At 65.2% G+C, this 23,832-nt stretch carries 17 protein-coding genes; 8 read left to right on the top strand and 9 right to left on the bottom strand.

Translation table 11 applies throughout. The annotated features are described in order from the left end of the window. Positions 1 to 797: alpha/beta fold hydrolase (locus LH128_RS05545; protein ID WP_008828603.1), on the bottom strand; the 797-nt coding region annotated here is incomplete at its 3' end. A 283-nt stretch (positions 798 to 1,080) separates the two neighbouring features. Next, positions 1,081 to 1,983, bottom strand: coding sequence for a LysR substrate-binding domain-containing protein (locus tag LH128_RS05540; protein ID WP_008828602.1), 903 nt, complete (start codon positions 1,981 to 1,983; stop codon positions 1,081 to 1,083). 135 nt (positions 1,984 to 2,118) lie between these two features. On the opposite strand from LH128_RS05540, the gene LH128_RS05535 reads away from it, so the two are divergent. Then, a complete protein-coding gene (locus tag LH128_RS05535; protein WP_008828601.1) occupies positions 2,119 to 2,871 on the top strand; it encodes an SDR family NAD(P)-dependent oxidoreductase in 753 nt (250 codons plus the stop codon). Between the two features lie 253 nt (positions 2,872 to 3,124). Next, positions 3,125 to 4,117, top strand: coding sequence for an alpha/beta hydrolase (locus LH128_RS05530; RefSeq protein WP_155986448.1), 993 nt, complete (start codon positions 3,125 to 3,127; stop codon positions 4,115 to 4,117). A gap of 76 nt (positions 4,118 to 4,193) precedes the next feature. Here the strand turns inward: LH128_RS05530 and LH128_RS05525 are convergent, their stop codons facing one another. The 6 genes from LH128_RS05525 to LH128_RS05500 all read right to left on the bottom strand — a co-directional run bounded on the left by LH128_RS05525 (position 4,194) and on the right by LH128_RS05500 (position 14,756). Continuing rightward, on the bottom strand, positions 4,194 to 4,484 hold the full coding sequence (locus tag LH128_RS05525) for a hypothetical protein (protein ID WP_008828599.1): 291 nt from the start codon (positions 4,482 to 4,484) through the stop codon (positions 4,194 to 4,196). A gap of 122 nt (positions 4,485 to 4,606) precedes the next feature. Next, positions 4,607 to 7,096: a glycoside hydrolase family 3 protein gene (locus tag LH128_RS05520; protein WP_008828598.1), complete on the bottom strand. Its 2,490-nt coding sequence runs from the start codon at positions 7,094 to 7,096 to the stop codon at positions 4,607 to 4,609. Then, on the bottom strand, positions 7,093 to 8,403 hold the full coding sequence (locus LH128_RS05515) for a cation:proton antiporter (RefSeq protein WP_008828597.1): 1,311 nt from the start codon (positions 8,401 to 8,403) through the stop codon (positions 7,093 to 7,095). Before LH128_RS05515 ends, LH128_RS05520 begins: the two co-directional genes overlap by 4 nt. A 19-nt stretch (positions 8,404 to 8,422) precedes the next feature. Continuing rightward, complete coding sequence (locus LH128_RS05510; protein WP_172704959.1) at positions 8,423 to 10,660, bottom strand: beta-glucosidase family protein; 2,238 nt, start codon at positions 10,658 to 10,660, stop codon at positions 8,423 to 8,425. Between the two features lie 35 nt (positions 10,661 to 10,695). Then, the gene (locus tag LH128_RS05505; RefSeq protein ID WP_008828595.1) at positions 10,696 to 12,258 is read right to left on the bottom strand and encodes a tryptophan halogenase family protein; all 1,563 of its coding nucleotides are present in this window, start codon (positions 12,256 to 12,258) and stop codon (positions 10,696 to 10,698) included. A gap of 38 nt (positions 12,259 to 12,296) precedes the next feature. Beyond that, the gene (locus LH128_RS05500; RefSeq protein WP_202196465.1) at positions 12,297 to 14,756 is read right to left on the bottom strand and encodes a TonB-dependent receptor; all 2,460 of its coding nucleotides are present in this window, start codon (positions 14,754 to 14,756) and stop codon (positions 12,297 to 12,299) included. A gap of 142 nt (positions 14,757 to 14,898) precedes the next feature. Between LH128_RS05500 and LH128_RS05495 the strand changes: the two genes are divergently transcribed. Next, on the top strand, positions 14,899 to 16,161 hold the full coding sequence (locus tag LH128_RS05495; RefSeq protein ID WP_008828593.1) for an MFS transporter: 1,263 nt from the start codon (positions 14,899 to 14,901) through the stop codon (positions 16,159 to 16,161). Further along, a complete protein-coding gene (locus LH128_RS05490; protein ID WP_008828592.1) occupies positions 16,158 to 17,183 on the top strand; it encodes a LacI family DNA-binding transcriptional regulator in 1,026 nt (341 codons plus the stop codon). Before LH128_RS05495 ends, LH128_RS05490 begins: the two co-directional genes overlap by 4 nt. On the opposite strand, the gene LH128_RS05485 is transcribed toward LH128_RS05490, so the two are convergent. Further along, complete coding sequence (locus LH128_RS05485) at positions 17,146 to 17,793, bottom strand: glycosylhydrolase-like jelly roll fold domain-containing protein (RefSeq protein ID WP_037517934.1); 648 nt, start codon at positions 17,791 to 17,793, stop codon at positions 17,146 to 17,148. The genes LH128_RS05490 and LH128_RS05485 overlap by 38 nt on opposite strands. 72 nt (positions 17,794 to 17,865) lie before the next feature. Here LH128_RS05485 and LH128_RS05480 point away from each other — a divergent pair, with 72 nt between their 5' ends. The 4 genes from LH128_RS05480 (at position 17,866) to LH128_RS05465 (ending at position 23,821) form a co-directional block, all read left to right on the top strand. After that, entirely contained in the window at positions 17,866 to 18,189 is a 324-nt protein-coding gene (locus LH128_RS05480) for a hypothetical protein (protein ID WP_008828590.1), read from the top strand. Positions 18,190 to 18,282: 93 nt separating this feature from the next. After that, a complete protein-coding gene (locus LH128_RS05475) occupies positions 18,283 to 20,670 on the top strand; it encodes a TonB-dependent receptor (RefSeq protein WP_008828589.1) in 2,388 nt (795 codons plus the stop codon). 320 nt (positions 20,671 to 20,990) lie between these two features. Continuing rightward, on the top strand, positions 20,991 to 23,246 hold the full coding sequence (locus tag LH128_RS05470; protein ID WP_008828588.1) for a TonB-dependent receptor: 2,256 nt from the start codon (positions 20,991 to 20,993) through the stop codon (positions 23,244 to 23,246). Positions 23,247 to 23,344: 98 nt separating this feature from the next. Further along, on the top strand, positions 23,345 to 23,821 hold the full coding sequence (locus LH128_RS05465) for a VOC family protein (protein ID WP_008828587.1): 477 nt from the start codon (positions 23,345 to 23,347) through the stop codon (positions 23,819 to 23,821). Positions 23,822 to 23,832: the final 11 nt, after the last annotated feature.

The raw sequence follows: 23,832 nt of genomic DNA, 5'->3' as shown, positions 1-23,832 counted from the left end.
TCGGCGTTCACCGTGAGCATGCCGTGGGAGTAGCCCTCGTAGATTTTCAGCGTCGCGTTCGGCAGGATCTCGGCCTGCAGTACGCCGGCGTTCTTGTACGGCACGACCTGGTCGTCATCGCCGTGCAGCACGAGAGTGGGGACGGTGATCGCCTTCAGGTCTTCGGTCTGGTCGGTTTCGGAGAAGGCCTTGATGCCGTCGTAATGGGCCTTGGCGCTGCCCATCATGCCCTGGCGGCACCAGTTGTCGATGACGGCTGGCTTCACTTCGGCGCCTTCGCGGTTGAAGCCGTAGAAGGGACCGGCTGCGACATCGCGGAAGAACTGCGCGCGATTGGCGGCAAGACCGGCGCGCAGGCCGTCGAACACCTCGATCGGCAACCCGCCCGGGTAGGCTTCGGTCTTGAGCATGATCGGCGGCACGGCGCTGACCAGCACGGCCTTGGCGACGCGGCCCTGCGGGATGCCGTAGCGCGCGACGTAGGCCGCCACTTCACCGCCGCCGGTCGAGTGACCGATGTGGACGGCGTTCCGAAGGTCGAGGTGTTCCATCACCGCGGCGGCGTCGGCGGCGTAGTGGTCCATGTCGTGCCCTTCGCTGACCTGTGCGGAGCGGCCATGGCCACGGCGGTCATGGGCGACGACGCGGAAGCCCTTGGACAGGAAGTACAGCATCTGCGCGTCCCAGTCGTCCGACGAGAGCGGCCAGCCGTGGTGGAAGACGATGGGCTGCGCGTCCTTCGCGCCCCAGTCCTTGTAGAAGATCTCGACGCCGTCAGTGGTGGTTACGTAGGCCATGATGGAAATCCTTCGAAAAGTTTGATCGGGTGAGGCGCGGCTGTCCGGTTCATCGACATCCGTTGACATAATTTCTGACGCCGAACCGACGTTCTGGAAAGTGCTATAAATCTGCATCCATCTTTCGATGAATTCGCAATGTAGCGCTTCGAGTGCCCAGTGGTCCTTGGCCCCGGATTGCCGTCCCGCTCAATTCACCAGACCTGCGTACGATCGGAAATCATCCCTGCGTATGTCTCGCGTAACATCTGAGTAGGAAGCCCCTCTTTACGGCGGCGCCCGCTCAGCGCGGCGTATCGAGCGCGCGGAATGTCGAGGCGAGATGATCGATGAAAGCGCGGACTGCCGGGGGAAGGCCCCGCCGCGTGGTGAAGACCAGATGGACGATGCCGATTTGCCCGCCCCACTCAGGCAGGATGCGAACCAGTCGACCGGCGGCGAGATCGTCTCGGCAGGAATGATCGGGCAGCAGAGCAACGCCGAGGTTTGCCATGGCTGCTTCGCGCAGGGCGGCAAAGTCCTCGCAGGTCATCCGTGGTTCGTGGCGATGATCGATGCCGGTGTTGTCGGGGCCGGCAAGGTGCCATGTGATCTCGCCGATCTCGTCGCTCGAGCCTAACGTCGGCAGCAGCTTCAATCCGTCCATCGTGGCATCCTGCATGCTTGCGGCAAGTGCGGGGCCTGTCACCAGAATGCGCCGTGACTGCCCCAGAGTGCGCATCGTCAGCGAGGCGTCGCTGTCGAGCGTCACGCGGACCCGCAGGGCGACGTCGACACGCTCGGCGATGAGATCGACCGGCCGATCCGTCGCGACGAGCTGCAGCGCGACCTTGGGATAGCGCGCCAGAAACGCGGGCAGGTGGGGCGATAGCACTTCCACCATCCCGCGCGGGCAACTGAAACGGATACGGCCCTGCGGTTCGGCCTGTGCCTGCGCGACGAGCGCTTCGGCCTGCTCGGCCTCTTCCAGCATGGCACGGCAGCGCGCGTAGAACGCCTGCCCGACTTCGGTGACGCGAAAGCGCCGCGAGGAACGCTCGATCAGGCGGGTGCCCAGGCGTTCCTCAAGGGCAGCGATACGGCGGCTGAGCTTCGATTTCGGGGTGCGCAGCGCGCGTCCGGCGGGCGCGAATCCGCCGTGCTTCACCACTTCGGCGAAATAGGCATAGTCGTTGAAGTCAGCCATCGATCGCTACTCATCGTTCCATTAACGGAACGATGAGTAGCGATTTTGCCATCTACAGCCAAGATCGTTCCGGATGCATTTGTCTCTCCAGCGGCAGGCAACGGTGCCGGTCGGAAACGAGAATGGAGATATGACATGGCTTACAGGTTCGAAAACAAGGTCGTCGTCGTCACCGGTGGAACGACCGGGATCGGCCTCGCGACGGCCAAGGCCTTTGCCGACGAAGGCGCATCGGTGTTCATCACCGGGCGCCGCCAGGAGGCGCTCGATGCAGCGGTCAAGGCGATTGGCGGCAAGGTCACCGGCGTGCGGGCGGACATGAGCAAGCTGGCCGATCTCGATCGCCTCTACGATGCCGTTCAGCAGCAGCATTCGGCCATCGACGTGGTCTTCGCCAATGCCGGCGGCGGTGAGTTCGCTCCGCTTGGCGCGATCACCGAGGACCATTACGAAAAGACCTTCGATACCAATGTGAAGGGCGTGCTGTTCACCGTGCAGAAGGCGCTGCCGCTGCTGCGTGACGGGGCCTCGGTAGTGCTGACCGCATCGACCGTGAGCATCTCCGGCACGCCTGCGCTCAGCGTCTACAGCGCCAGCAAGGCGGCGGTGCGCAGCTTTGCCCGCAACTGGATTCTCGACCTTAAGGACCGCGGCATTCGCGTCAATGCGGTCAGCCCCGGTGTTACCGACACGCCCGGCGTCGATGATCTGTTCGGCGGTGGTACGGATGCCGAGAACACCAAGGCCTATCTTGCCGGACTGATCCCTGCCGGGCGCATCGGCCAGCCTTCGGAGATCGCAAGGGCCGTGCTGTTCCTCAGTTCGCAAGAGGCCAGCTTCGTCAACGGCGTCGAACTCTTCGTCGATGGCGGGCAGGTCCAGATCTGACAGAGCCGCTTGCCGGGCCTTCCGCTTCCCAGGTGCCCGCCGGCCGGTTTCGGCGGCGGGCACCGGCTTCGGGCTGGCCGGCCGGCGCCTCGATCATACCTGCGGATGAGGAAGCCACCCGCACGAACGAGGTTCCGCGACCGAATGGCTGGCAGCCTGGCTCCTGCATCGCGGAATATACCCATCGCCAGGCAATATCATCGCGCCATAAGGCGGGGAGCAACACGACATGATCTGGAACATTGCATTGAGAATGGCTGCCATGGTTCTTGCGGGCAGTCCCGTCATGATCGCAGAGGCGGCCTTGGCGGCACCATCCGGCACGACAGTTCATGCAGCGACATCGGATGAGGCTCTGCTCGCCCGGCTGCCGGGTTTCCGTCAGGGCTTTGCCGAGGTAGATGGAGTACGCCTCCATTACGTCGAAGGCGGCGCTGCCAACAGCGGCAAGCCGGCATTGGTACTATTGCCGGGCTGGCCCCAGACTTGGTGGTCCTACCACAAGATCATGCCGCAACTGGCGCGAGACAGGCGGGTGATTGCCGTCGATCTTCGTGGCATGGGGGCATCGAGCAAGCCGGCCGGCGGCTACGACAAGAAGACCATGGCCGCCGACATCGCAGGTCTGGTGCATCAGCTTGGGCTAGGAAAGGTCGATATCGTAGGCCACGATATCGGCTCCATGGTCGCCTACAGCTTTGCCGCGAACCATTCCGACCTTACCGACAAGCTGGTTCTGCTCGATGTCGCGCCGCCCGATGCCGGGCTTGCGACCTGGCCGATGCTGCCCGCCCTTGGTACGTTCGGTGACAAGGTGGGTGATGGCTCTCACGCCTACGTCTGGTGGTTTGCCTATCACCAGGTGCCCGAACTGCACGAGAAGATGGCGGGCGAGGGCCGGATTCGGATGGAACAGGACTGGTTCTTCCATTACCTGACCAAGGACGAAGCGGCGATCGATGCCCTCGATCGCGATGTCTATGCTGCAGCCTATACGCCGCGCGACGCGATCCGTGCCGGCGACGGCTGGTATCAGGCCTTTCCTCAGGACATCGTCGATGACGATGGATATGCCCCGCTTGCCATGCCGGTGCTTGCGCTTGGTGGCCCGGGCTTTGCCTGGCTGCAGGGTGTCCTTGCGAGCAAGGCGCCGAGCGCCAAAGTGCTCAAGGTCGATAGCGGGCACTTCATTCCGGATGAAGTGCCGGACATCCTGGTCGAGCAGATAAAGGCGTTCACACAGTGACGGTGACATGGGGCAGGGGCATATCGCCGCCAGCCTCCACCCATGATCCATGACCTGCCGACGATAGAAGGGTGTTTCAGTTTCGGGTGGCCGAGGTGGCCGCTTTCGCCCATCCGGTCACGCATTGCATCGCGCTGATCTGTTCGATGTCGATCGACCTTTGGATGGGCGAATTCACTCGTGCTCGCGAGACCTTGCCGGTCCTGCGCGATTGCGTACGGGCCAATACCCTGGCTCCGTATATCGCGGTCGCGCAGGCTTCGACGGTGAACGCGCGCTTGAGTTCGGGCGCCATGCGGAGGCGGTCGAAGCGTTGCCTAGCCGCTGCCACTGCGATGCGCAGATCCTCCGCGTCGCCCAGCCGCACCGTGCCTATCCTGGCTTCGCATGTCTGCCTGGAATGACCGGTTCCGGCAAAAAGTCGCCCTTCAGATTGGTGCGACGTAGCGTGGTCTACCCATGCTGCAGGGCGATCCGAAGTGCGGCGCTTCAATCGCCGCAGGCGTTCATCGGCATGCTGACGTAATCCAGCTTCACGTCGGATATGGAGATGGTCAGGGGGCCACTCGTGCTCAGTACGAAAGGCGCGGTGATCGCCGACATGTCTGCGCCGCGACCGGCGAAACACTGCAGCGGCACGGCCATGCGGGCCCATTCGCCCGGCGCCGAGCGTCCAAGGGTCTGACCGATCGGCACGGAGTATGTCTTGCCGCCGCTTTCGATGCCCATCTCAACCGGCACGGCGGCTTTGGCATCGACGCGGTACTCGAAGACGAGGCTGATCTCGCCATTGCTTTCGCGCGAAAGGTCGATGGTGCGGGGTGCTGCCATGGCGACCCGACCGTTAGCCTTGCCGTCCCATGCGAAGCGAAGCGCGTCTTCCTGTGCGCGGCGGTCTACACCGGCCTGAGCAACCATCTGGCGGTCGATGGACCATCCTGCGGGAACGCGGCCCTTGCCGTAGAAGACACCGGGCGTCGCCTCGGCCATCCCGGCGGGACGGGCTTCGTCCAGTGGCGGGACCTTGCCGGGCGCCGCGTAGGACAGGCCGTAACCGAAGGCAAACAGCGGGTCATAGCCTGCGTCACCTCGGTTGAGCACGTATTGGTCGGGCCGCTTGGGCCAGGAGAAGCTGAGCTTGCCCCGGAAGTCGTGCGCGGGTTTGCCGTCCGCGTCCGCGAACAGCACGTCGGCGACGCCGCCACCCTCGCTGCCGGGCAGGAACGCCGCCACGAACGCGTCGGAGGCATTCATTTCGGCGTTCACCCATAGCGGACGGCCGGAGAGGAACACGGCAACGACCGGAATGCCCGCTGCCTTGAGGCGGCGCAGCATTTCCAGATCGGACTTGTCGCCGGGGCTATATTCCAGGTTGGGAATGTCGCCCTTGAATTCGGCATAAGGCTGCTCGCCGAAGACGACGATGGCGGCGTCCGGCCTGGCGGTGAACTTGCCGTCCGGCGCATAGGTCGCGGTGCCGCCGCCGGCCTTCACGGTCTGCTCGATGCCCTTCCAGATCGAGGTGGCGTTCGGGAAGGCGGAGTTGGGCAGGCCCGCGCCCTGCCAGGTGATCGACCAGCCGCCCGCCTGCTGGCTGATGATGTCCGCGGCCGTGCCTGCCACCAGTATGTTGGCCGTGGGCTTCAGCGGCAGCACGCCGTCGTTCTTGAGCAGCACCATGGATTCGCGCACCGCCTCGCGCGCGATCGCACGGTGCTGCGCAGAAGCGATGACGTCGAACTTGGCCGCGAAGGCGCGCGACGATGGCCGTCCGCGATCGAACGTTCCGGCGCGCAGCTTCACGCGCAGGATGCGCCGCACCGCATCGTCGAGCCGCGCGGCGGCAATGGTGCCCGCCTTCGCTTCGGCAAGGGTGTTGTCGTAGAGCTGCTTCCAGCCGGGGCCGGAATACATGAACATGTCGAGCCCGGCGTTGATCGCCTGCGGGCAATCCTCGTTGCTGCAGCCCTTGACCTGCCCGTGGCTGTTCCAGTCGCCGACGACGAAGCCGTCGAAGCCCATGCGCTCCTTCAGGACGCCGGTGAGCAGGCTTTTGTTGCCGCTCATCTTCTCGCCGTTCCAGCTGGAGAAGCTGGCCATGACCGACTGCGTGCCTGCCTCGATCGCCGCCGGGTAGCCGCCCAGATGGACGTCGCGCAGCACCGCTTCGGGTACTCTCGTATCGCCCTGATCGCGCCCGCCGGTGCCGCCGTCGCCGAGGAAGTGCTTGGTGGTGGCGATGAGGTGGTTCGGCGCGAGGAAGTCCTTCGTGCCGACCTTGCCCTGCACGCCCTCGATCATGGCACCGGCATAGTCGGCGGCGATCTGGGGTTCCTCGGAATAGCTTTCGTAGGTGCGGCCCCAGCGGTCGTCCTGCACCACCGCGAGGGTCGGCGCGAAAGTCCAGTCGAGCCCGGCGGCGGCGGTTTCCAGTGCGGTCACTTCGCCGATCTGGCGGATCAGGTCGCGGTTCCGCGCGGCGCCAAGGCCGATGTTGTGGGGAAACAGCGTGGCGCCGACGATGTTGTTGTTGCCGTGGACCGAATCCGTGCCCCAGATGATCGGGATCTTCGGGCGGCCGTCGCTGCGGGTCATCGACGCATCGTAGAATTCGTCCGCCAGCTGCAGCCACTTGGCCGGGGAGGCGTATTCGTCGTCATAAGGACCGCTGTTGCCGCCGTTGAGGATCGAGCCCAGTTTGTAGGTCACGACATCGGCCGGCTTGATCGAGCCGATATCGACCTGGATGATCTGGCCGACCTTGTCCTCGATCGACATCGCGGCCAGCAGGGCGTCGATCTTCTTTTCGACCTTCGGATCGCGGCTGGGGCGGGCGCGGACTTTCGGCCATATCGCGGGATTGGCGATCGAAGCTGCGGGCTGGTCAGCCGATGAAGCTTGGGCAAAGGCGGTGCCCGGGAGCCCCGTCAGAGTCAGGGCGAGGATCAGGAGGGAGGCGCTCGATCGGTTGGTCTTCATGGTCGCTCCTGTACGCCGTATACTTGCGGCCGCGCATCTGTGGTTTGGAAGGGAAGGGCGCGCATGTCACGCAGCGCGCGCAGGATCGGGCCGGTCATGACCGTCGTGACGACAGCCATGACCACCAGTATCGTGAACATCGACCGGGGCAGGAAGCCAAGGTCGTAGCCGACGTTGAGCACGATCAGCTCCATCAGGCCGCGCGTGTTCATCAGCGCGCCGAGGGTGAGGCTTTCGTGATGGGACAGGGCATTAGCGCGCCCGGCGCAGTAGACCGGCACGATCTTGGCCAGCACGGCGATCAGGCAGACCGCAGCCAGCCACGCCAGTTCCGGTCCGGTGGACAGGCCCAGCAGGTTGGTGCGCAGGCCGGTGAAGGTGAAGAAGACCGGCAGGAAGAAGACCAGCACGAACTGCCCGACTTGCGCATTCCATGCCTCCACCAGCGGACGGTGGCGATGAAACAGCAGTCCGGCGGCGAAACCACCGAAGATCGCGAAGATACCCAGCGCGAACGTGCACAGCGCCAACGTGAAGATCACGATCAGCAGGATCGCCAGGACATGTGGAGGAAGGGCGCCATCGCGCAGTGACACACGGGCGGCCAGCCGGTCGCACAGGGGCGCCGCCACGAAGCGCAAGGCGCACAGGAACAGCGCAAGACCGCCCAGATGGAGGGCCAGATACGCCACGGAAAGCTGCGCGGCGGCGAAGGCGGCGATCCCGGCCAGCAGCAACCAGCCGACGACATCGTTTACCGCTGCTGCGGAAATGGCGACGATGCCGACGTCGCTGCGGGTCAGCCCATATTCGCCCAGGATGCGGCCCAGGATCGGCACGGCGGTGATCGCCACCGCGACCCCGCAGAACAGGCTGTAGACGAACGAATCGACACCCGGCGCGAGGCTGGAGGCCGACAGTCGGCCGATGCCGATCCCGGCAACGAAGGGCACAAGGATCGAGGCCATGGCTACGGCGATGGTCGTTCGGTGCAGGCGGGCTGCCTTCAGGCGGCCGAATTCGAACTCGCTGCCGATCTGGAACATCAGCAGGATCAGCCCGATCTGGCTCAGCACCGTGATGGCGGGCTCCGGCTTGGCCCCGAACAGGGAAAGAGAGACGCCGGGAAAGAAATGCCCGAACAGCGACGGGCCAAGCAGCAGCCCGGCGACGATCTCACCCACGACGCCGGGCTGTCCCATACGCCGGAACAGCCCGTGCATCAGCCGCGCCGCGCCGATCATCACGATCAGCTGCAGCAGCACCGTGAACAGCAGCATCTCGCTTTGATGGGTGGAGCCGGTCATGGCGTATCCCCGCGCGCGATCAGGGCCGCGCCGACAGGGCGTCCAGCGTGGCAGTGCCCTTCAGCGCGGTATCCCCGGCAAAGCGGCCGACCACGACAGGATAAGCGCCCGCGTCGACCTTCCAGCCCGGCGCTCTCTCGTCGAAGCGGGCGATCACGCGCGGGTCGACCGTAACGGAGACATGGCGGGTCTCACCCGGAGACAGGCTGACCTTCTCGAAACCGGCAAGGCGGTAGGCGCGGGTTCCGGCTGCGCTTTTCGCCTCGACATAGACCTGCGGGACATCGGCGCCTGCGCGCTTGCCGGTATTGGTGACGTCGAAGCCGACGGTCAGCCCGGCGCCGCCTTCGATCTTCAGATTGGCGTAGCTGAAGCGGGTATAAGTCAGCCCGTAGCCGAAGGGGAACAGCGGTTTGCGCTGCTTCGCGGCGTACCAGCGGTAGCCCACGTCAGCACCTTCCGGGTAATCGACGGTGAAAGGCGCGACGCCGCCGCTCATGCCGTAGATGGTCTTGTCACCGGCCTTGCGGCGCGCATTCGCGGCGTGCAGTTCGGCAAGGCCGGCAGGCTCGCTGCGGGGGGGCTGATCCACGCTTGCGGGGAAGGTGATCGGCAGGCGGCCCGAGGGATCGACTTCGCCCAGCAGGATGCGGGCAATCGCCTCGCCGCCGCGCTGGCCCGGATACCAGGCCGACAGGATGGCGGGTACGCGGTCCACCCAGGGCATCAGCACCGGGCCGCCGCTTTCGAGCACGACCAGCGTTTTCGCATTGGCGGCGGCGACGGCATCGATCAGCGCGTCCTGCTTGTCGGGCAGGGCCATGCTTTCCGGGTCCTGCGCCTCGGTCCGCCAGGCCCAGGCGAAGACGATCGCCATGTCGGCGCCGCGAACCGCCTTGGCCGCCGCTTTGGGATCGCTGCCGTCGAGGTAGGTCACGCTGGCCTGCGGCGCCAGCGCCCGGATCGCCTGAAGCGGCGAGGACGCGTGCCATGTGATCCGCGCAAAGGAGGCGGCCGCACCTTCGGTCAGGGGAATCTCCACTGGCGCGCCGCCCACCGAGCGGACCTGCGAGGAGCCGCCCCCCGAAAGCACGCCGACATCGGCATGGGCGCCGAGCAGGACGATTTTCTTCGCGGTCTTCGCCAGCGGCAGCAGGTTACCCTCGTTCTTGAGCAGGACGATGCCTTCCTCCGCCGCGCGCTGGGCGATCTGCGCATGGGCGGCATAGTCGATCGGCTGGGCGCTGTCAGGCACGGGCCGGTCCATCAGGCCGCTGTCGATCACCCCGAACAGGATGCGCCGGACCATGTCGTCGAGCCGCACCATCGGCACGCTGCCGTCCTTGACGGCGGCGGCAAGGGCCTTGTCGAAGTACATCGCGTCGTCCAGTTCCTGGCCGGAATCCTGGTCGAGGCCATTGTTCGCGGCCTTCTGCGTCGAATGGACCGCACCCCAGTCGGACATGACCCAGCCCTTGTAGCCCCAGCCCTTCTTGAGGACGGTGTTCAGCAGCCAGTCGTTTTCGCAGGCATAGTCGCCGTTGACCTTGTTGTAGGCGCACATGACCGAGGCGGGCTTGCCGATTTCGGTGGCGATCTGGAACGCGAGCAGGTCGCTTTCGCGCAGGGCCGCCCTATCGATCCGCGCGTCGAGAACGGTGCGGCCGGTCTCCTGCGAATTGAGCGCGAAGTGCTTGATGGTCGAGACGATGGCGTTGCTCTGCACGCCCCTGATATGCGCCCCCGCCATGACGCCTGCGAGCAGCGGGTCTTCGCCCAGATATTCGAAGTTGCGACCGTTCCAGGGGTCGCGCGTAAGGTTGACGCCGCCTGCGAGCAGGATGTTGAAGGTCTTGGCGCGCGCCTCCGCACCGATCATCGCGCCGCCTTCATAGGCCAGGCGCGGGTTGAAGGTGGCGGCAGTGGCGATGCTGGCGGGCAGCGCGGTGGCGACATCGCCCTTGCGCTGCTCGATCTGGTTGGCCACGCCAAGGCTCGCGTCGCTCTCGCGCAAGGTTGGAATGCCAAGCCGGGGGATGCCGGGGACATGCCCGGCGGAGGGGATCATCGCTATCGGCGGCTGCGGCTTTGCAAGCGGCGGGAAATAGCTGTGAACCAGCTGGAGCTTCTCCTCCAGCGTCATCGCCTTGACCAGTGCCTCCGCCCGCGCTTCGGCCCCGGATTCGGACGACGGCTGCGCGGAGGCGGCGGCCTGCTCCTGCGCGAAAACGGGCGCGGCAAGTGATGCTCCGGTCATCAGAGCGGTAAGCAGGACGGCGTGCTTGGGAAATCTCATCGGGAAACCTTGCTGGACGGAACGCGGGTGCGGGCGTGATAATGGTTCAGGAGGGCGCGGTGATCGGGCAGGCCGCCGCGCGCGCCGGCATGGGCCGCGCGCACGCGGGCGAAAACCTCGCGCGCCTGCGCAGCGCCGGGATAGCGCGCGCCGGCAAGGGTGGTCTCGAACCCCATGCCATAGAGGATGTAGTGGTAGCTGGGCGGCAGGAATGTCTCGAGGTCGACCACGAAATCGAACCGCGAGGGCGGGCGACGGCGCCACTGCGCCAGCATGTCGCGCAAGGGCTCGGGAATGGTCGCGGGGTCTGCATTGTCGCGCCAGTAGGCGGTGTCGGTGCGGCGGGTGATGCAGTAGTGGAGCTTAAGGAAATGGACGATCCGCTCGAACCGCGCGCTCATCAGGCGGTTGAAGCTGCGCGCAGCGGCGTCGCGGGCATCGTGGTCGGCGCCTGCGAGAAGATCGGGCCCCAGGAAATCGCCGACCATCCGCAGCGCCGCTTCGATCAGCATGATGCCGGTCGATTCCAGCGGTTCGAAGAATCCGGCCGACAGGCCCACGGCCACGCAGTTGCCGATCCACTGTTGCTGCCGGTAACCGGTTTCGAAGCGTAGCTGGCGCGGGTTCAGCGCAGCGCCTTGCGGGCCGACATAACGGCGCAGCGTCGCCTCGGCTTCATCGTCCGAACAATGGCGGCTGGAATAGACGTAGCCGATGCCGCGCCGCTCGGTCAGGCCGATGTCCCAGGTCCATCCCGCCTCGTGCGCCGTTGCCAGCGTATAGGGGCGTACCGGGGCGTCCGGCCGATCATAGGGCACCTGCATCGCCAATGCGCGGTCGTTGAACAGGCTGTCGCTGCACGAGGTGAAGTCCGCGCCTAGCGTCTGCCCGATCAAGAGGGCGCGAAAGCCCGAGCAATCGAGGAAGAAATCACCCTCGACGATGCGCCCGTCGGTCAATTCCAGCGCGGCGATATCGCCGTCGGCCTTGCGCTGGACATTGCCGACAGTGCCTTCGATCCGCACGACCCCGGCGGCGATGGAGATGTCGCGCAAGTAGTCGGCAAAGCGGGCGGCGTCGAAATGATAGGCGTAGTTCATCGGTCCGGAGAAGTCGGGGTCTTCGGGCCGCTTGGGCGCGCGCCCCGCGCGGATCACCTGCTCCTGTACGGTGGCGGCATCGGCCCAGGCGGCGCGCTGCGGGCTGGTATCGGCCAGCCAGTGGGGCAGGAGCGCTTCGTCCTCGCCGCCGATGGGCATGTTGAAGGGGTGGAAATAGCTGTCGGTGCCGGTCGCCCAGCCCTCGAACAGGACGCCCTGCTTGAAGGTGGCATCGGCGCGGACCAGAAACTCCGCCTCGCTGATGCCCAGCCCGGCCAGCGTCGAGCGGATCGTCGGGAACGTGCCTTCCCCCACGCCGATGATGCCGATCTCGCTGGATTCCACCAGCGTGATGCCGGTCATCCCCAGCGTGCGGGAAAGATAGGCGGCGGCCAGCCATCCGGCCGTGCCGCCGCCCAGTATGACGACACGACCGGAGGGGGGATTGTCGATCGTCATACCTTGCGCCTCTTCAGTTGAGGGTCGTCAGTTCAGGGTCAGAAGTTCGCGCGGGCGCGGACACCCCAGGTGCGGGGCGGCTGGAGGTTGGACAGGAACACCGGATCGTAGCGCGGTGCCCCGAATGCCCCGGCACCCGTGCGGATCTTGCCGTTCTCGATGTTCTGGACGAAGGCCTCCACCGTGTAGTTCTGGTCCGCCGACGTGAAGCGCAGCGAGGCGTCCGAACGGAAGTAGGCCTTCTGGCGGTCCCAGTCGGTGCCGTTGGTGCCGCGACCGGGCATGTTGTCGGCCGGGTCGTTGGCGTTGACGAAGGGATTGGCGTCGCCGTTGAAGTAGCTCAGCCAGCTCTTGGTCTCGTAGTGCGTGGTGAAACGCGGGGTGATCGTCGCGCCGCTCGCCAGTTCGAAGTCATGTTCGTAGCTGACGCTCGCCGAAAAGCGCGGTGCGTGGGCGAGTTCATTGCCCCTGAGCTGCACGATCGAGGACGCCTTGCCGCCGTCGTAGAGCCGTCCATCGACGCTTTCCAGATCGTCCAGCTTGGTCTTCTGGACCGTGCCGGAGAACTGCAGGCGATCGGCGGGGGTGAAGTTGGCAGTGAGTTCCGCTTCGAGACCATAAGCCTTCGCGCCCTTGGCGTTCTGCGTCACGATCTGGCTGCGCACCACGTTGCCTTCGTCGTCGCGGAAGGTGACGGCCTGGTTGACCTGGTATCCCTTGAAGTCGGAATAGTAGGCCGCCAGGTTCAGCGTCACGCGGCGATCGAGGAAGCGGGTCTTCAGGCCGACTTCGTAGTTGGTCAGGGTTTCGGGGTTGGTAAGGCCCGCGTTATCCTGGATGTTGCCCGACTTGAAGCCGGTCGAGATGCTGGCATAGCCCAGCGTATCGGCGGCAAGGTCGGCATCGACGCGGGCCAGATAAGTCAGCTTGTTCCACTTGCCCTTCACGTCGTTGTTCGAGATCGAGAAGCCGGGCAGCAGGTCGACCAGTTCCGCGGCGGTGGCGCCGGGATAGGCGCCGAAGATGCCGCCCTGGCAGGCGCCGCCGGGCGCCGAATCCGCCGCCGAGCAACCGTCGCCGGAGAACGTGACGTTGCGGCCGCCGATGTCCTGCTTCTTGTCGGAGGTATAGCGCAGGCCGCCGGTCACGCGCAGCCAGTCGGTGGCATGCCATACGGCCTGGCCGAACGCGGCGCGGCTGTCGATCTGGCGGTTGGCCTGGATGAAGCTGCCCGCCCAGCTGAAGGTGCCGTCGCGGTAACCGTTGCGCTGGTCGATATCGAAGCGGATTTTGTTCTTTTCGTGGCTGTAGTAAGCCCCCAGGATCCAGTCCACGGCCTGCTCGCCGGTGGATTTCAGCTGGACCTCGTGGCTCTGGAAATCATAGCGCGAGGACAGCGTACGGTTTTCGTTGAAGGCGCCCAGCGGCAGGTCGTTGCCGTCGGCGTCCACCTGACCGGTCGGCGGCAGCGCGCCCGCATCGGCATCGGTCTGGGTGCTGCCGCCGATGCGCGACCAGCCGGCGATGTAGCTCAGCTGGATGCCGTCGGTCAGGTCGTAGTTCATCGCGGAGCGCACCGCGACCGAATAGCGGTTGGTATCGGGAGCAGTGTCGGACAGCGTCGACCAGCGCTTGGTGCCCGCGCGCGGGGTCTGCAGCAGACCGATCACCGGCGCGCCGTTGTCCAGGAAGCCCTCGGCCGAAAGATTCCAGCTGAACTTGTCGCTCGGCTGCCACAGCATCGAGACGCGGCCCGATTGCTGGTCGGCGGCGTAGTACTTCTTGCCGCTGGTGACGAAGGCCGACTTGTTGATGCCGGTGATATCCGGAGCGGGCTGGTACGAGGCATAGCCGTCATGCCGGTCGCTGACGAAGGCGACGCGGAAGGCCAGGGTATCGGTCACCGGGATGTTGATCGCGCCGCGCACGCCGAAGCGGTCGTAATTGCCGGCGGTCAGTTCCACGCTGCCTTCGAACTTGCCGAGCTTGGGCTTGGCCGAGATCAGGCTGAGCGCGCCCACGGTGGCGTTGCGGCCGAACAGCGTGCCCTGGGGCCCGCGCAGCACTTCGACGCGCTCCATGTCGTACATCAGCACCGAGGCACCCTGCGAACGGGGCGAGTAGATCCCGTCGATGTAGATGGCGACTTCGGGGTCGGCGACTTCGGTATAGGCACTGTCGTTGCCGATGCCGCGCAGGGTCAGCAATACCGCCGACTGGTCGCCCTGCTGGTTGAACTGGAGCGAGGGCACGAAGCGGGCGAGGTCGGTGACGTCCTTCACCTGGTTCTTGTTCAGCGTGTCCTGGCTGAAGGCCGAAACCGCGATCGGGGTTGATTGCAGCGTGGTTTCGCGGCGGGTCGCGGTAACGATGATGTCGTTGTCGGATGCGGCTTGCGGGGCTGCCTGCGGCGCGGCGGCGTCCTGTGCATGCGCTGCGGATACGGAAAATAGGCAAGTCGCAAGCGCTGTGCTCGCGACGAGTGCGTGCCTCGTCATGATCATCCTCCCAGATGCGTCGTGTTTGTGAGGGTGCAAAGACCAAATCCTGACATCGTTGTCAACACGCGATTTGACAACGATGTCAAAAATCGTGCCTTATCCCTTTCCGGCTTTTGCAATGGTGCGAAGGGTATTCTAGATGACGGTCATGACCGTTTCGCCAGCGTCGATTTCACCGTTAGCATCGCCGGAATTCGCGGCGAAGCGGCTGTTCCGGCTGTCGATCGGTGTGTTCTTCATCGGCGGTTTTCTCAGTTCAGCGGTCAGCCTGCTGGTGCCGCAACTCAAGGCGGTCCTGGCGCTGGATTACAAGGGCGCGCTGCTGATCCAGCTGGCGTTTCATTCCAGCTATCTGTTCTTCGCGCTGCCCGCCGCGCTGGCCGTGGTGCGAATCGGCTACATGCGGGCGATCGCCTTCGGACTGTCGGTCATGACCGCCGGTTGCCTTGCTCTGGCGGTCGCGCAGGGCGCACGCCAGTTCGCGCTGGTGCTGGGTGCCCTGCTGCTGCTTTCGGCCGGACAGACGGTGCTCCAGATTGCTTCCAACACCGTGGTCACCGTGATCGGTCCTTCGCGCGGGGCGGCATTCCGGCTGACGCTGCTGCAGGGGTTCAATTCGCTCGGCACGGTGATGGGGCCGCTTTTGAGCGCGCCGTTCCTCCTCGCGCAAGCCGGTCCGGGCGAGGAGGCGGCGGTCAGGGCGTCCTTGCCTTTCGTGGTTTCGGGGGCAGTTTTGGCAGCGCTGTCCACGGCGTATCTGGCGCATCGCGGATTGCTGGGTGACGCCGCCGGCACGGCGCAGGGGCTGCCACTGCGACGGCGCCGCCAGATTTTCGCGGTGCTGCGCGATCCGCGCCTGCTATGGGGCACTTTCGCCATCTTCGTCTATGTCGGCGCGGAAGTGACGATCGGGACATTGATGACCAACGTATTGATGCTGCCCGAGCGGCTGTCGATTTCTCCCGTCAGCGCCGGACGGCTGGTGAGCCTGTACTGGGCCGGGGCGATGGTGGGCCGCTTTGCCGGGGCCTGGTTGATGACCCGGATAGGCGAAACGGCACTGCTGCTTTATGCGGCGCTGGGGGCGGTCCTGCTGACGTGCGCCGCGATCGTCCTGCCGGGCGTGGCCGGATCCGCCGCCCTGATCGCGGTGGGGCTGTGCAACGCGATCATGTATCCGACGATCTATGCGATGGCGATGCCGCGCGAGGCCCGTCTCGCTCCGCTGGCCTCGATGTGGCTGTGCATGGCGGTGGTGGGCGGCGCCGTGGTGCCGATGCTGACCGGAGTGCTCGCCGATGCGATCGGCCTTTTGCCGGCGCTGCTGCTACCGGCACTGTGCTATGTCGCGATTGCGGTATTCGCCGCATTCTGCGCCGCCCCTCGCGAGATTCCGGCATGAGCGTGATCACCATCAAGGACGTCGCCGCCAAGGCCGGAGTCTCGGCCAAGACCGTCTCGCGCGTGATCAACGGCGAGGCGCATGTCCGCCCGGAGCTGCGCGAGCGGGTGGAGCAGGTCGTCGCCGAACTCGATTACCGGCCCAATGCCTTTGCACGCAGCCTGTCGAGTTCCCGTTCCTACCTGCTTGGCCTGTTCATTGACGATCCGGTGTCCGGCTATGCGGCCGACGTCCAGCACGGCGCGCTGATGCGCTGCCGCGAGCGCAGCTATCACCTTGTCGTCGAGCTGGTCGACCTTGGCGGTGCGGACTGGGCGGGTCAGGTGCGCTCCAGCATTGCCGCGCTGCGCCTCGACGGGGCTATCGTCGCCCCGCCCATCTGTGACGAAGCCGCGCTGACCGCCCTGTTCGCCGAGGCAGGCTTGCCCATGGTCCTCGTCGCGCCAAGCTCGAAGGCCGCGGCGTCGGGCAGCGTGCGCATGGACGACCGCAGCGCCGCGCGCGAGATGACCGATTACCTGCTTGGTCTGGGGCACCGCCGCATCGCCTTCATCCAGGGACCGGAAAGCCACCGGTCCTCGGCCCGGCGCGAGGACGGGTATCGCGAGGCGATGGCGAAAGCCGGTATCGCCGTGGACGAAAGCACCGTGCTGCGCGGCGATTTCACCTTCCGCGCCGGTCTGGAACTGGGCGAGCGGCTGCTTTCGGGTCTGCCGCGCCCGACCGCCATTTTCGCGGCCAACGACGACATGGCGCTGGGCGCTCTCATCACTGCGATGAAGCTGGGCATCGCCGTGCCGGAGGCGCTGTCGATCTGCGGCTTCGACGATTCCGCGTCGTCCCGCGCCGCCTGGCCGCAGCTCACCACGATCCGGCAACCCAAGGCGGAAATGGCCGGCGCGGCAGTCGATATATTGGTGAATCCGCAGTTCAGGAAACAGGCAGGCGGTGCGCAGTCGCATCTGCTCCTGCCCCACGAACTGATCATCCGGGGCAGCACTGCAATCGCGCCGGCAAGGTAGCGGCGTTTCTGGCGCAGAGCAGGTGATCCCTGCCGCAAGCGGCCTCGAGATGCCGCGATGCTGTGCCGGAGCGGCGATTGCGAATCGTCGGGCCGGGGCGCGGAGCCGATCGCCTTGCCCCGCGCCGAGTTGGCCGGGTCCGCGCCGGTCCGATCAGCCCGGCGGGGCGCAATCCTGCGTCGACCCGATACGTGGGCATGACGGTCGAGGCGATCTTGGTAACGCCCGGCTGGGCGTCCCCGATCAGGCGATTGACCCATAAGTTGGCGACGCGCACTTCAAGCCGGTTGGCCCCGCGCCGGACCACCGTGCCGATATCGACCCGGTATGGCGAATGCCACAAGGTGCCGATGAGGCGGCCGTTGACGCGGACCTCCGCCAGGTCTCCGACTTGCGCGAGATCGAGCAGCAGCGGCGCGCCGGGCTTGTAGCCGGCGGACGCCGCAAACGTCTTGCCGTAAGTGGCGATACCCGAGAAATAACGGATACCGGGGTCCACCTGTTCGTTGAGCGGGGCCAGCGCGGGCAGGCTCGCGGCCTTTGGCGCACCGCGTTCCGCCTCGAACGCCACTTCCCAGGCGCCGTCGAGACGCGCAGCCAGTCTCGGCACCGCATGAGCGACGGCCCGGAGACACCTCCAGGTTTCATCCTATCGCCGAGCTTCCTGAATGGTCGATCGAGAATGCTGGACCTGCCGCGACGTGTCTTGCGTAAGGCGGTGACTGCCGGCGGCATTCTTGTTCGCCCCGTAGGCGTTCACGTCGCCGGCGCGGACCTGTCGCAGGAGCACTTTCCCGAGAAACTCCAGCTCAAACGTGGCTTTTTCGAGCGGGCGTTCGACCTGGCGCCCGGCGTGAGCCGCAAGGCGAAGGCTGAGGGATCGCAGCTGCCGCCGCCGTCGCCGCGGAAGCGGGCAGGTGATGCCAGGCACATGTGGCATCGCTTTCCCGGATGCAAGGCAGGGGAGCCCGTAAGCCGATCAGTTTCGGCGCATGAAATCTCGTGATCAAGCAATCCAGAGTCACAATAGGGAAATATTGCAGCCCTATCGGCCCGCTCGACGATCGCCGCAGTGGCGATAATCACTCAGGGGTATTTCATGAAAATCCAGCGTCATTGGCTGGCGACGACCGCGTTCGCCCTGCTTGCGCCTGCCTGCCTTTCCACAGCTGCACAGGCGGCCGAAGCTGCACCGGACGCGGTGGCCGATGCTGCCGAAGGCGGCGGCCTTGGCGAAATCGTCGTCACCGCGCAGAAGCGTCGCGAGAATCTGCAGGAAACCCCGATTTCGATTTCGGTGATGCGCAGCGACGACCTGACCAATCGCCACGTCACGTCGCTTGTCGATCTGGGCGACGGCGCCATCCCGTCGCTGAAAGTTGCTCCGTTCTACTCGCGCAACTCCGCGCTGATCGTGAATATCCGCGGCATCGGCGTGCTGTCGGACGGCAACCAGCCGGCGCGCGACCAGGGCGTGGGCGTCTATATTGACGGCGTCTATCTCGGTCGTGCCCAGGGTCTTGGCACCGCGCTGTTCGACATCGAGAACGTCGAAGTGCTCAAGGGCCCGCAGGGCACGCTGTTCGGCCGCAACACCGAAGGCGGCGCGGTCAACATCGTGACCAAGAAGCCCTCCGGCGAATTCCACGTCAACGCCACCGGCGGCGTCGGCAACTTCGGCATGTACAAGGGCGAGGTCCATGTGGACCTGCCGTCGATCGCCAATATCGCGTTCAAGATCGACGGCGTCGTCGCCCGCCGCGATCCGCTGGTCAAGAATCCGCAGCAGGGTCAGGCTGGCTTCAACCAGTACGACAAGCAGGGCTTGCACCTCGAGGCGCTGTGGAAGCCTTCGCCCGATTTCAGCGCGGACTACAGCTTCGATACGTCGAAGGACGAATCGACCTCGCTGTACCTCAACCTTCTTGCTGCCGGGACCAATACCCAGGCCGCGCTCGGCACCGTCCAGCCCGACCGCGTCAAGACCGCCAACGTCGGCGTCCCGATGCAGCCCAGCGTCGGCAAGGTCCATGGTCACCGCCTGACCCTGGAATGGACCGCGACGCCTGACCTGACGATTAAGTCGATCAGTTCGTACCGCAAGCTTTACCAGGATCAGTGGGACAACGGCTCGGCTTCGACCACCATGTCGCTGTCGCCTTCGGCGCTGGCGGCGAAGGGTGCGGCCGGCTTCACGGGCACGCAGTTCGCCCGCTACAGCCTGGCCCTGTTCAACCAGAACCAGTGGAGCCAGGAAGTTCAGGCCATCGGCGAAGTGGGCCGGGTCAAGTACGTGGCCGGCGCCCTGTACTACCGCGAGCACGTCTCCGACAATGCGCAGGCGTTCTACACCAACCAGTTCACCAATGCTGCCGGCTCGGCTTACGTGCTGCGTCAGATCGACTACGGAGCGCAGGCGATCGACCGCGAAAGCCACGTGACCACCCGCAGCGTCGGCGCTTTCGGCCAAGCCACCTGGACCCCGGCGGTGATGAACGATGCCATCCACCTGACCGGCGGCCTGCGCTGGACCAAGGACATGAAGCACGGCGCGCTCACGATCGTGAACAACGCCCTGCCGATCAACCGCGACGGCGTCTCCGGCCCGATCGGCCTCGACGCCAGCTGGTCGCGCGTCGATCCGATGGTGAACCTGGCTGTCGATCTGTCGCAGGACGTCCACGTCTATGGCAAGTGGAGCACGGGCTACAAGTCGGGCGGCGCCAACTCCCGTTCGCAGAACTACGATGCCTTCAACCCGGAAACGGTGTCGATCTTCGAGATCGGCGCCAAGACCGAGTTCTTCGACCACCATGCCCGCTTCAACATCGCCGCCTACGCGGGCACGTACAAGGATATCCAGGTCGATTTCCAGCGCCCGTACGAGACCGGTGGGGTGCGTACCACGCGCACGACGACCTCGACGATCAATGCCCCTGGCACCGGCGGTCTGCACGGCATCGAAGCCGAGTTGACGGTCAATCCGCTGGCAGGTCTGACGCTGGGCGCTTCCTATTCGTACCAGTACGTCAACATCCCGGCGACCGTGAACCCCTACCCGAACGCCGCCGGCGTCGTCAGCACCGTCGCGGTTCCGATCTATCAGTCCTACACCCCGCGCCACTCCGCCAGCGGTACGCTGGACTACGAATTGCCGATGAACGGTTACACCGTTCGCGCGCATCTCGACGGTAACTTCGACAGCGGCTTCTATGCCAACGTCTCCGACCCGGTCTATACCGGCCCGGGTGCCGCTTCGAACGTGTATCAGCCCAAGGGTGACAAGGCGTTCATCGTCAACGGCCGTCTGGCCGTCGGCGATATCGCAGTCGGTTCGGGCGATGCGCAGCTGACTTTCGCAGTCTGGGCGCGCAATCTCTTCAACGAACAGCATGTGTTCTACAAGGCCCTGAGCCCGACTTCGGGGCTCAACGGGTTCTTCAACGAACCGCGTACGTTCGGCGGCGAGATGAACATCCGCTTCTGATACTTCTTCGCGGGCCGGCCTTGTACAGGTCGGCCCGCTTCTTCTGTTTCAGTGTTCGGCGCCTTCTCCCCGAAAGTCACTGTGATGCGGCGTTTCGCGATTGCGGCTCCAGGCGAAGGCAGCCATTCCGCATTCCGGATATGCGCAAGGATAACGCTTCTATTTCAACACTATATCAGGTGATCAAGAAGCCTGCTGGGGCGTCGAAAAGACGACCTATTACATAACATAGTTCTATAACGATGTTTCATTATAATATGTCTCCCCGCGACGATCGGCAGTGTTGAATGCCGATTGCGAGATACGGGGAGGATTCGAATATGCAGCGCATTCACGCGTTGAGGGCATTCCTGCAAGTCGGCGTCGGAGCACTCGGAGTGGCGGCTGCCCTCGGGGCTGCGCCGTCCCATGCGCAGACGGCGCAGGCGGAGGCCGACGGTGCTTCCACAGGCGAGATCATCGTATCGGCCCGTCGGCGCGAGGAAGCCCTGCGCGACACGCCGGTTGCGATCACTGCGGTCAATGCGGCCGCGCTGGAAGCCAAGGCATCGGTCAATATCGGCGACATCATGGGCGCGGCGCCCAGCGTCATGATCACCCAGCAGAATTCAGGCGCTGCCGCCGCCAACGTCGCGATCCGCGGGCTGTCGTTCGCGGACGTCGACAAGTCGTTCGATCCAACGGTCGCGGTCGTCGTCGATGGCGTGTTCATCGGCACCAGCACCGGGCAGTTCTTCGACTTCTTCGACATCAGCCAGATCGAGGTTCTGCGCGGGCCGCAGGGCACGCTGTTCGGGCGCAACACCATCGGCGGCGTGATCAACATCCGGCGTACCCGCCCGAAGTTCGAATTCTCCGGCAAGGTCGAGGCATCGTACGGAAACTACGACACCTGGGCCACGCGTGCCGTCGTCAACATTCCGATCATCGACGATGTCTTGGCGATCAAGCCGTTCTACTTCCACAACCAGACCGACGGCTATTACCACCATGGCATCACCGGCGAACGCACGGGCGGATCGAATGCCGAGAATTTCGGCGTCGCGGCGCTGCTCCAGCCGTCATCGAACTTCGACGCGCTGCTGACGCTGGAAAAGCAGGTGCAGGACTTCGTGCCGGTCAATTCGAACATCAGCAAGACCGGAGAGGTCTTCTGCCTGCTCGAACCCGCCAACGAGTGCAACCGCAACACCACCACCGACCTCTACACCGTGTTCGGCACGCCCGGAACTTCGCACTACGAGTCTCCCGCCGCGACGCTGGAAATGAACCTCGATGCGGGGGCCGTGAAGTTCACCTCGGTCACAGGCTACCGCAAGTCCGACGAAACGCAGACGCAGGACTTCGACGGTTCGTCCGCTGACATCTATTTCTCCGCCCGCTCGCAGACGTACCGCCAGTTCAGCCAGGAACTGCGCGCCGCGGGCAAGATCAGCGACAGCCTGGACTATGTCGTGGGCGGCTACTTCTTCAAGTCGCGCTACTCCCTGCAGCAGCGCACGCGCATCACGCTTTTCGCGCCGCCCGCGATCGCCGAGCAGGACAACATCGGCCATGCCCGCTCGCTGGCCTTCTTCGGTGACTTCAACTGGGCCTTCGCCGACAGCTGGCGCCTGTCGTTCGGTGGTCGCTGGACGCAGGACCGCAAGCAGAACATGGCGCGCATCGACGCAAGCCAGTTCCCGAACGCCACTGTCAGCAACAGTAAGTTCACGCCCAAGATCGGCATCGACTTCCATCCCACTCCGGACATGATGCTCTACGCCTCATGGTCGCGCGGCTATCGTTCCGGCGGCTTCTCGGGCCGCGGAACGACGCTCTTCTCGGCGACGACACCCTATGGGCCGGAGACGGTGGACTCCTTCGAAGGCGGCTTCAAGGGTTCCCTGCTCGACGGACTGCTTGAACTCAACGTCGCTGCCTTCCTGGCGGACTACAAGAGCCTCCAGCAGAATACGACCATCCCCGCACAAGGCGGCGTCGGCAGCGAAACCATCGTGACGAACGTGGGCTCGGCCAAGCTCAAGGGCATCGAGGTGGAATTCACCGCGCATCCTGCGCAGGGCCTGACGCTGTCCGGTTCGCTGGGCCTGCTCGACAACAGCCTCAAGGACTTCATTTCCCAAGGCGCGATCAGTGCCACGGTGCCGGGCACCCGCATCATAGACTATTCGAACGTCTCGATGATCTACGCGCCCAAGTCGACCCTGTCGCTGAACGCCAACTACAAGGTGCCGACCGGCTTCGGCGAAGTCGTGGCGAACCTGGGCTATCGCCACATCAGCCCCTACGACCAGCAGATCGGACTGGACGCCACCGCGACTTATCCCGCGACCGGCACCATCGTCGTGCCGCGCAACGACCCGCGCGTGCGTTCGGACACGCAGGACCTGCTCGATGCCAGCCTGACGACGCGGTTCGACCTGGGCGGTCATACCGCACGTATCACCGCGTTTGGGCGCAACCTCCTCGACGATCGCGGCCCCAATGCCGCCTTCACCGTCGCAGGTCTCTGGTCGTTCTCCAGCGCCCGTGAACCGCGCACTTACGGCGTGATCCTGGGTTACGAGTTCTGATCCATCGCTGCCTGTTCAGGCAACTCGCCGCTCCGGGGGAGGACACTTCCCAACTTTGCCGAACCCGGGGCGGCCACCTATTCGCAACGGAGAACGCGGTGCTCGACTATAGCAAGGTATTCCACACGGGCGTGCTGGTCCCGGACCTCGACGAAGCCATGGCGTTCTACGCGCGCACGCTGGGGCTGAAGTTCGCCGAGCCCTTCACGCTGGAAGGCTTCCCCGTGTGGACGCCCGAGGCCGGCCTCAAGACGATCACCAATCGCTTCACGATCTCGTGCGAAGGGCCGGTGCGGCTCGAACTGCAGCAGGGGGAGGCCGGCAGCTTTTTCGACGCGGCAGCATCGCGCGGCGACCATGTCGGCCTCTGGGTGGACGACGTGGCGGGTACGGTGGACGACCTGACCGCGCAAGGATGGAGCGTCATCGCCGCCGGGGCCGCACCCGAGGAACGGTGGGGACCGTTCGCCTATGTGAGACCGGCGGGCGGCGGCATGGTCGTCGAACTTGCATCGTCGATGCTGCGTCCTGCCTTCGAGCGATGGTGGCAGGGCGGCCCACTGACCCTGGATTGATGTCCGGCCGC

This window comes from Sphingomonas sp. LH128 (genome assembly GCF_000293195.2).
Classification (GTDB): domain Bacteria; phylum Pseudomonadota; class Alphaproteobacteria; order Sphingomonadales; family Sphingomonadaceae; genus Novosphingobium; species Novosphingobium resinovorum_A.
Note: the sequence above shows the minus strand (reverse complement) of the source record. Positions and strands in the feature narration are given on the sequence as shown.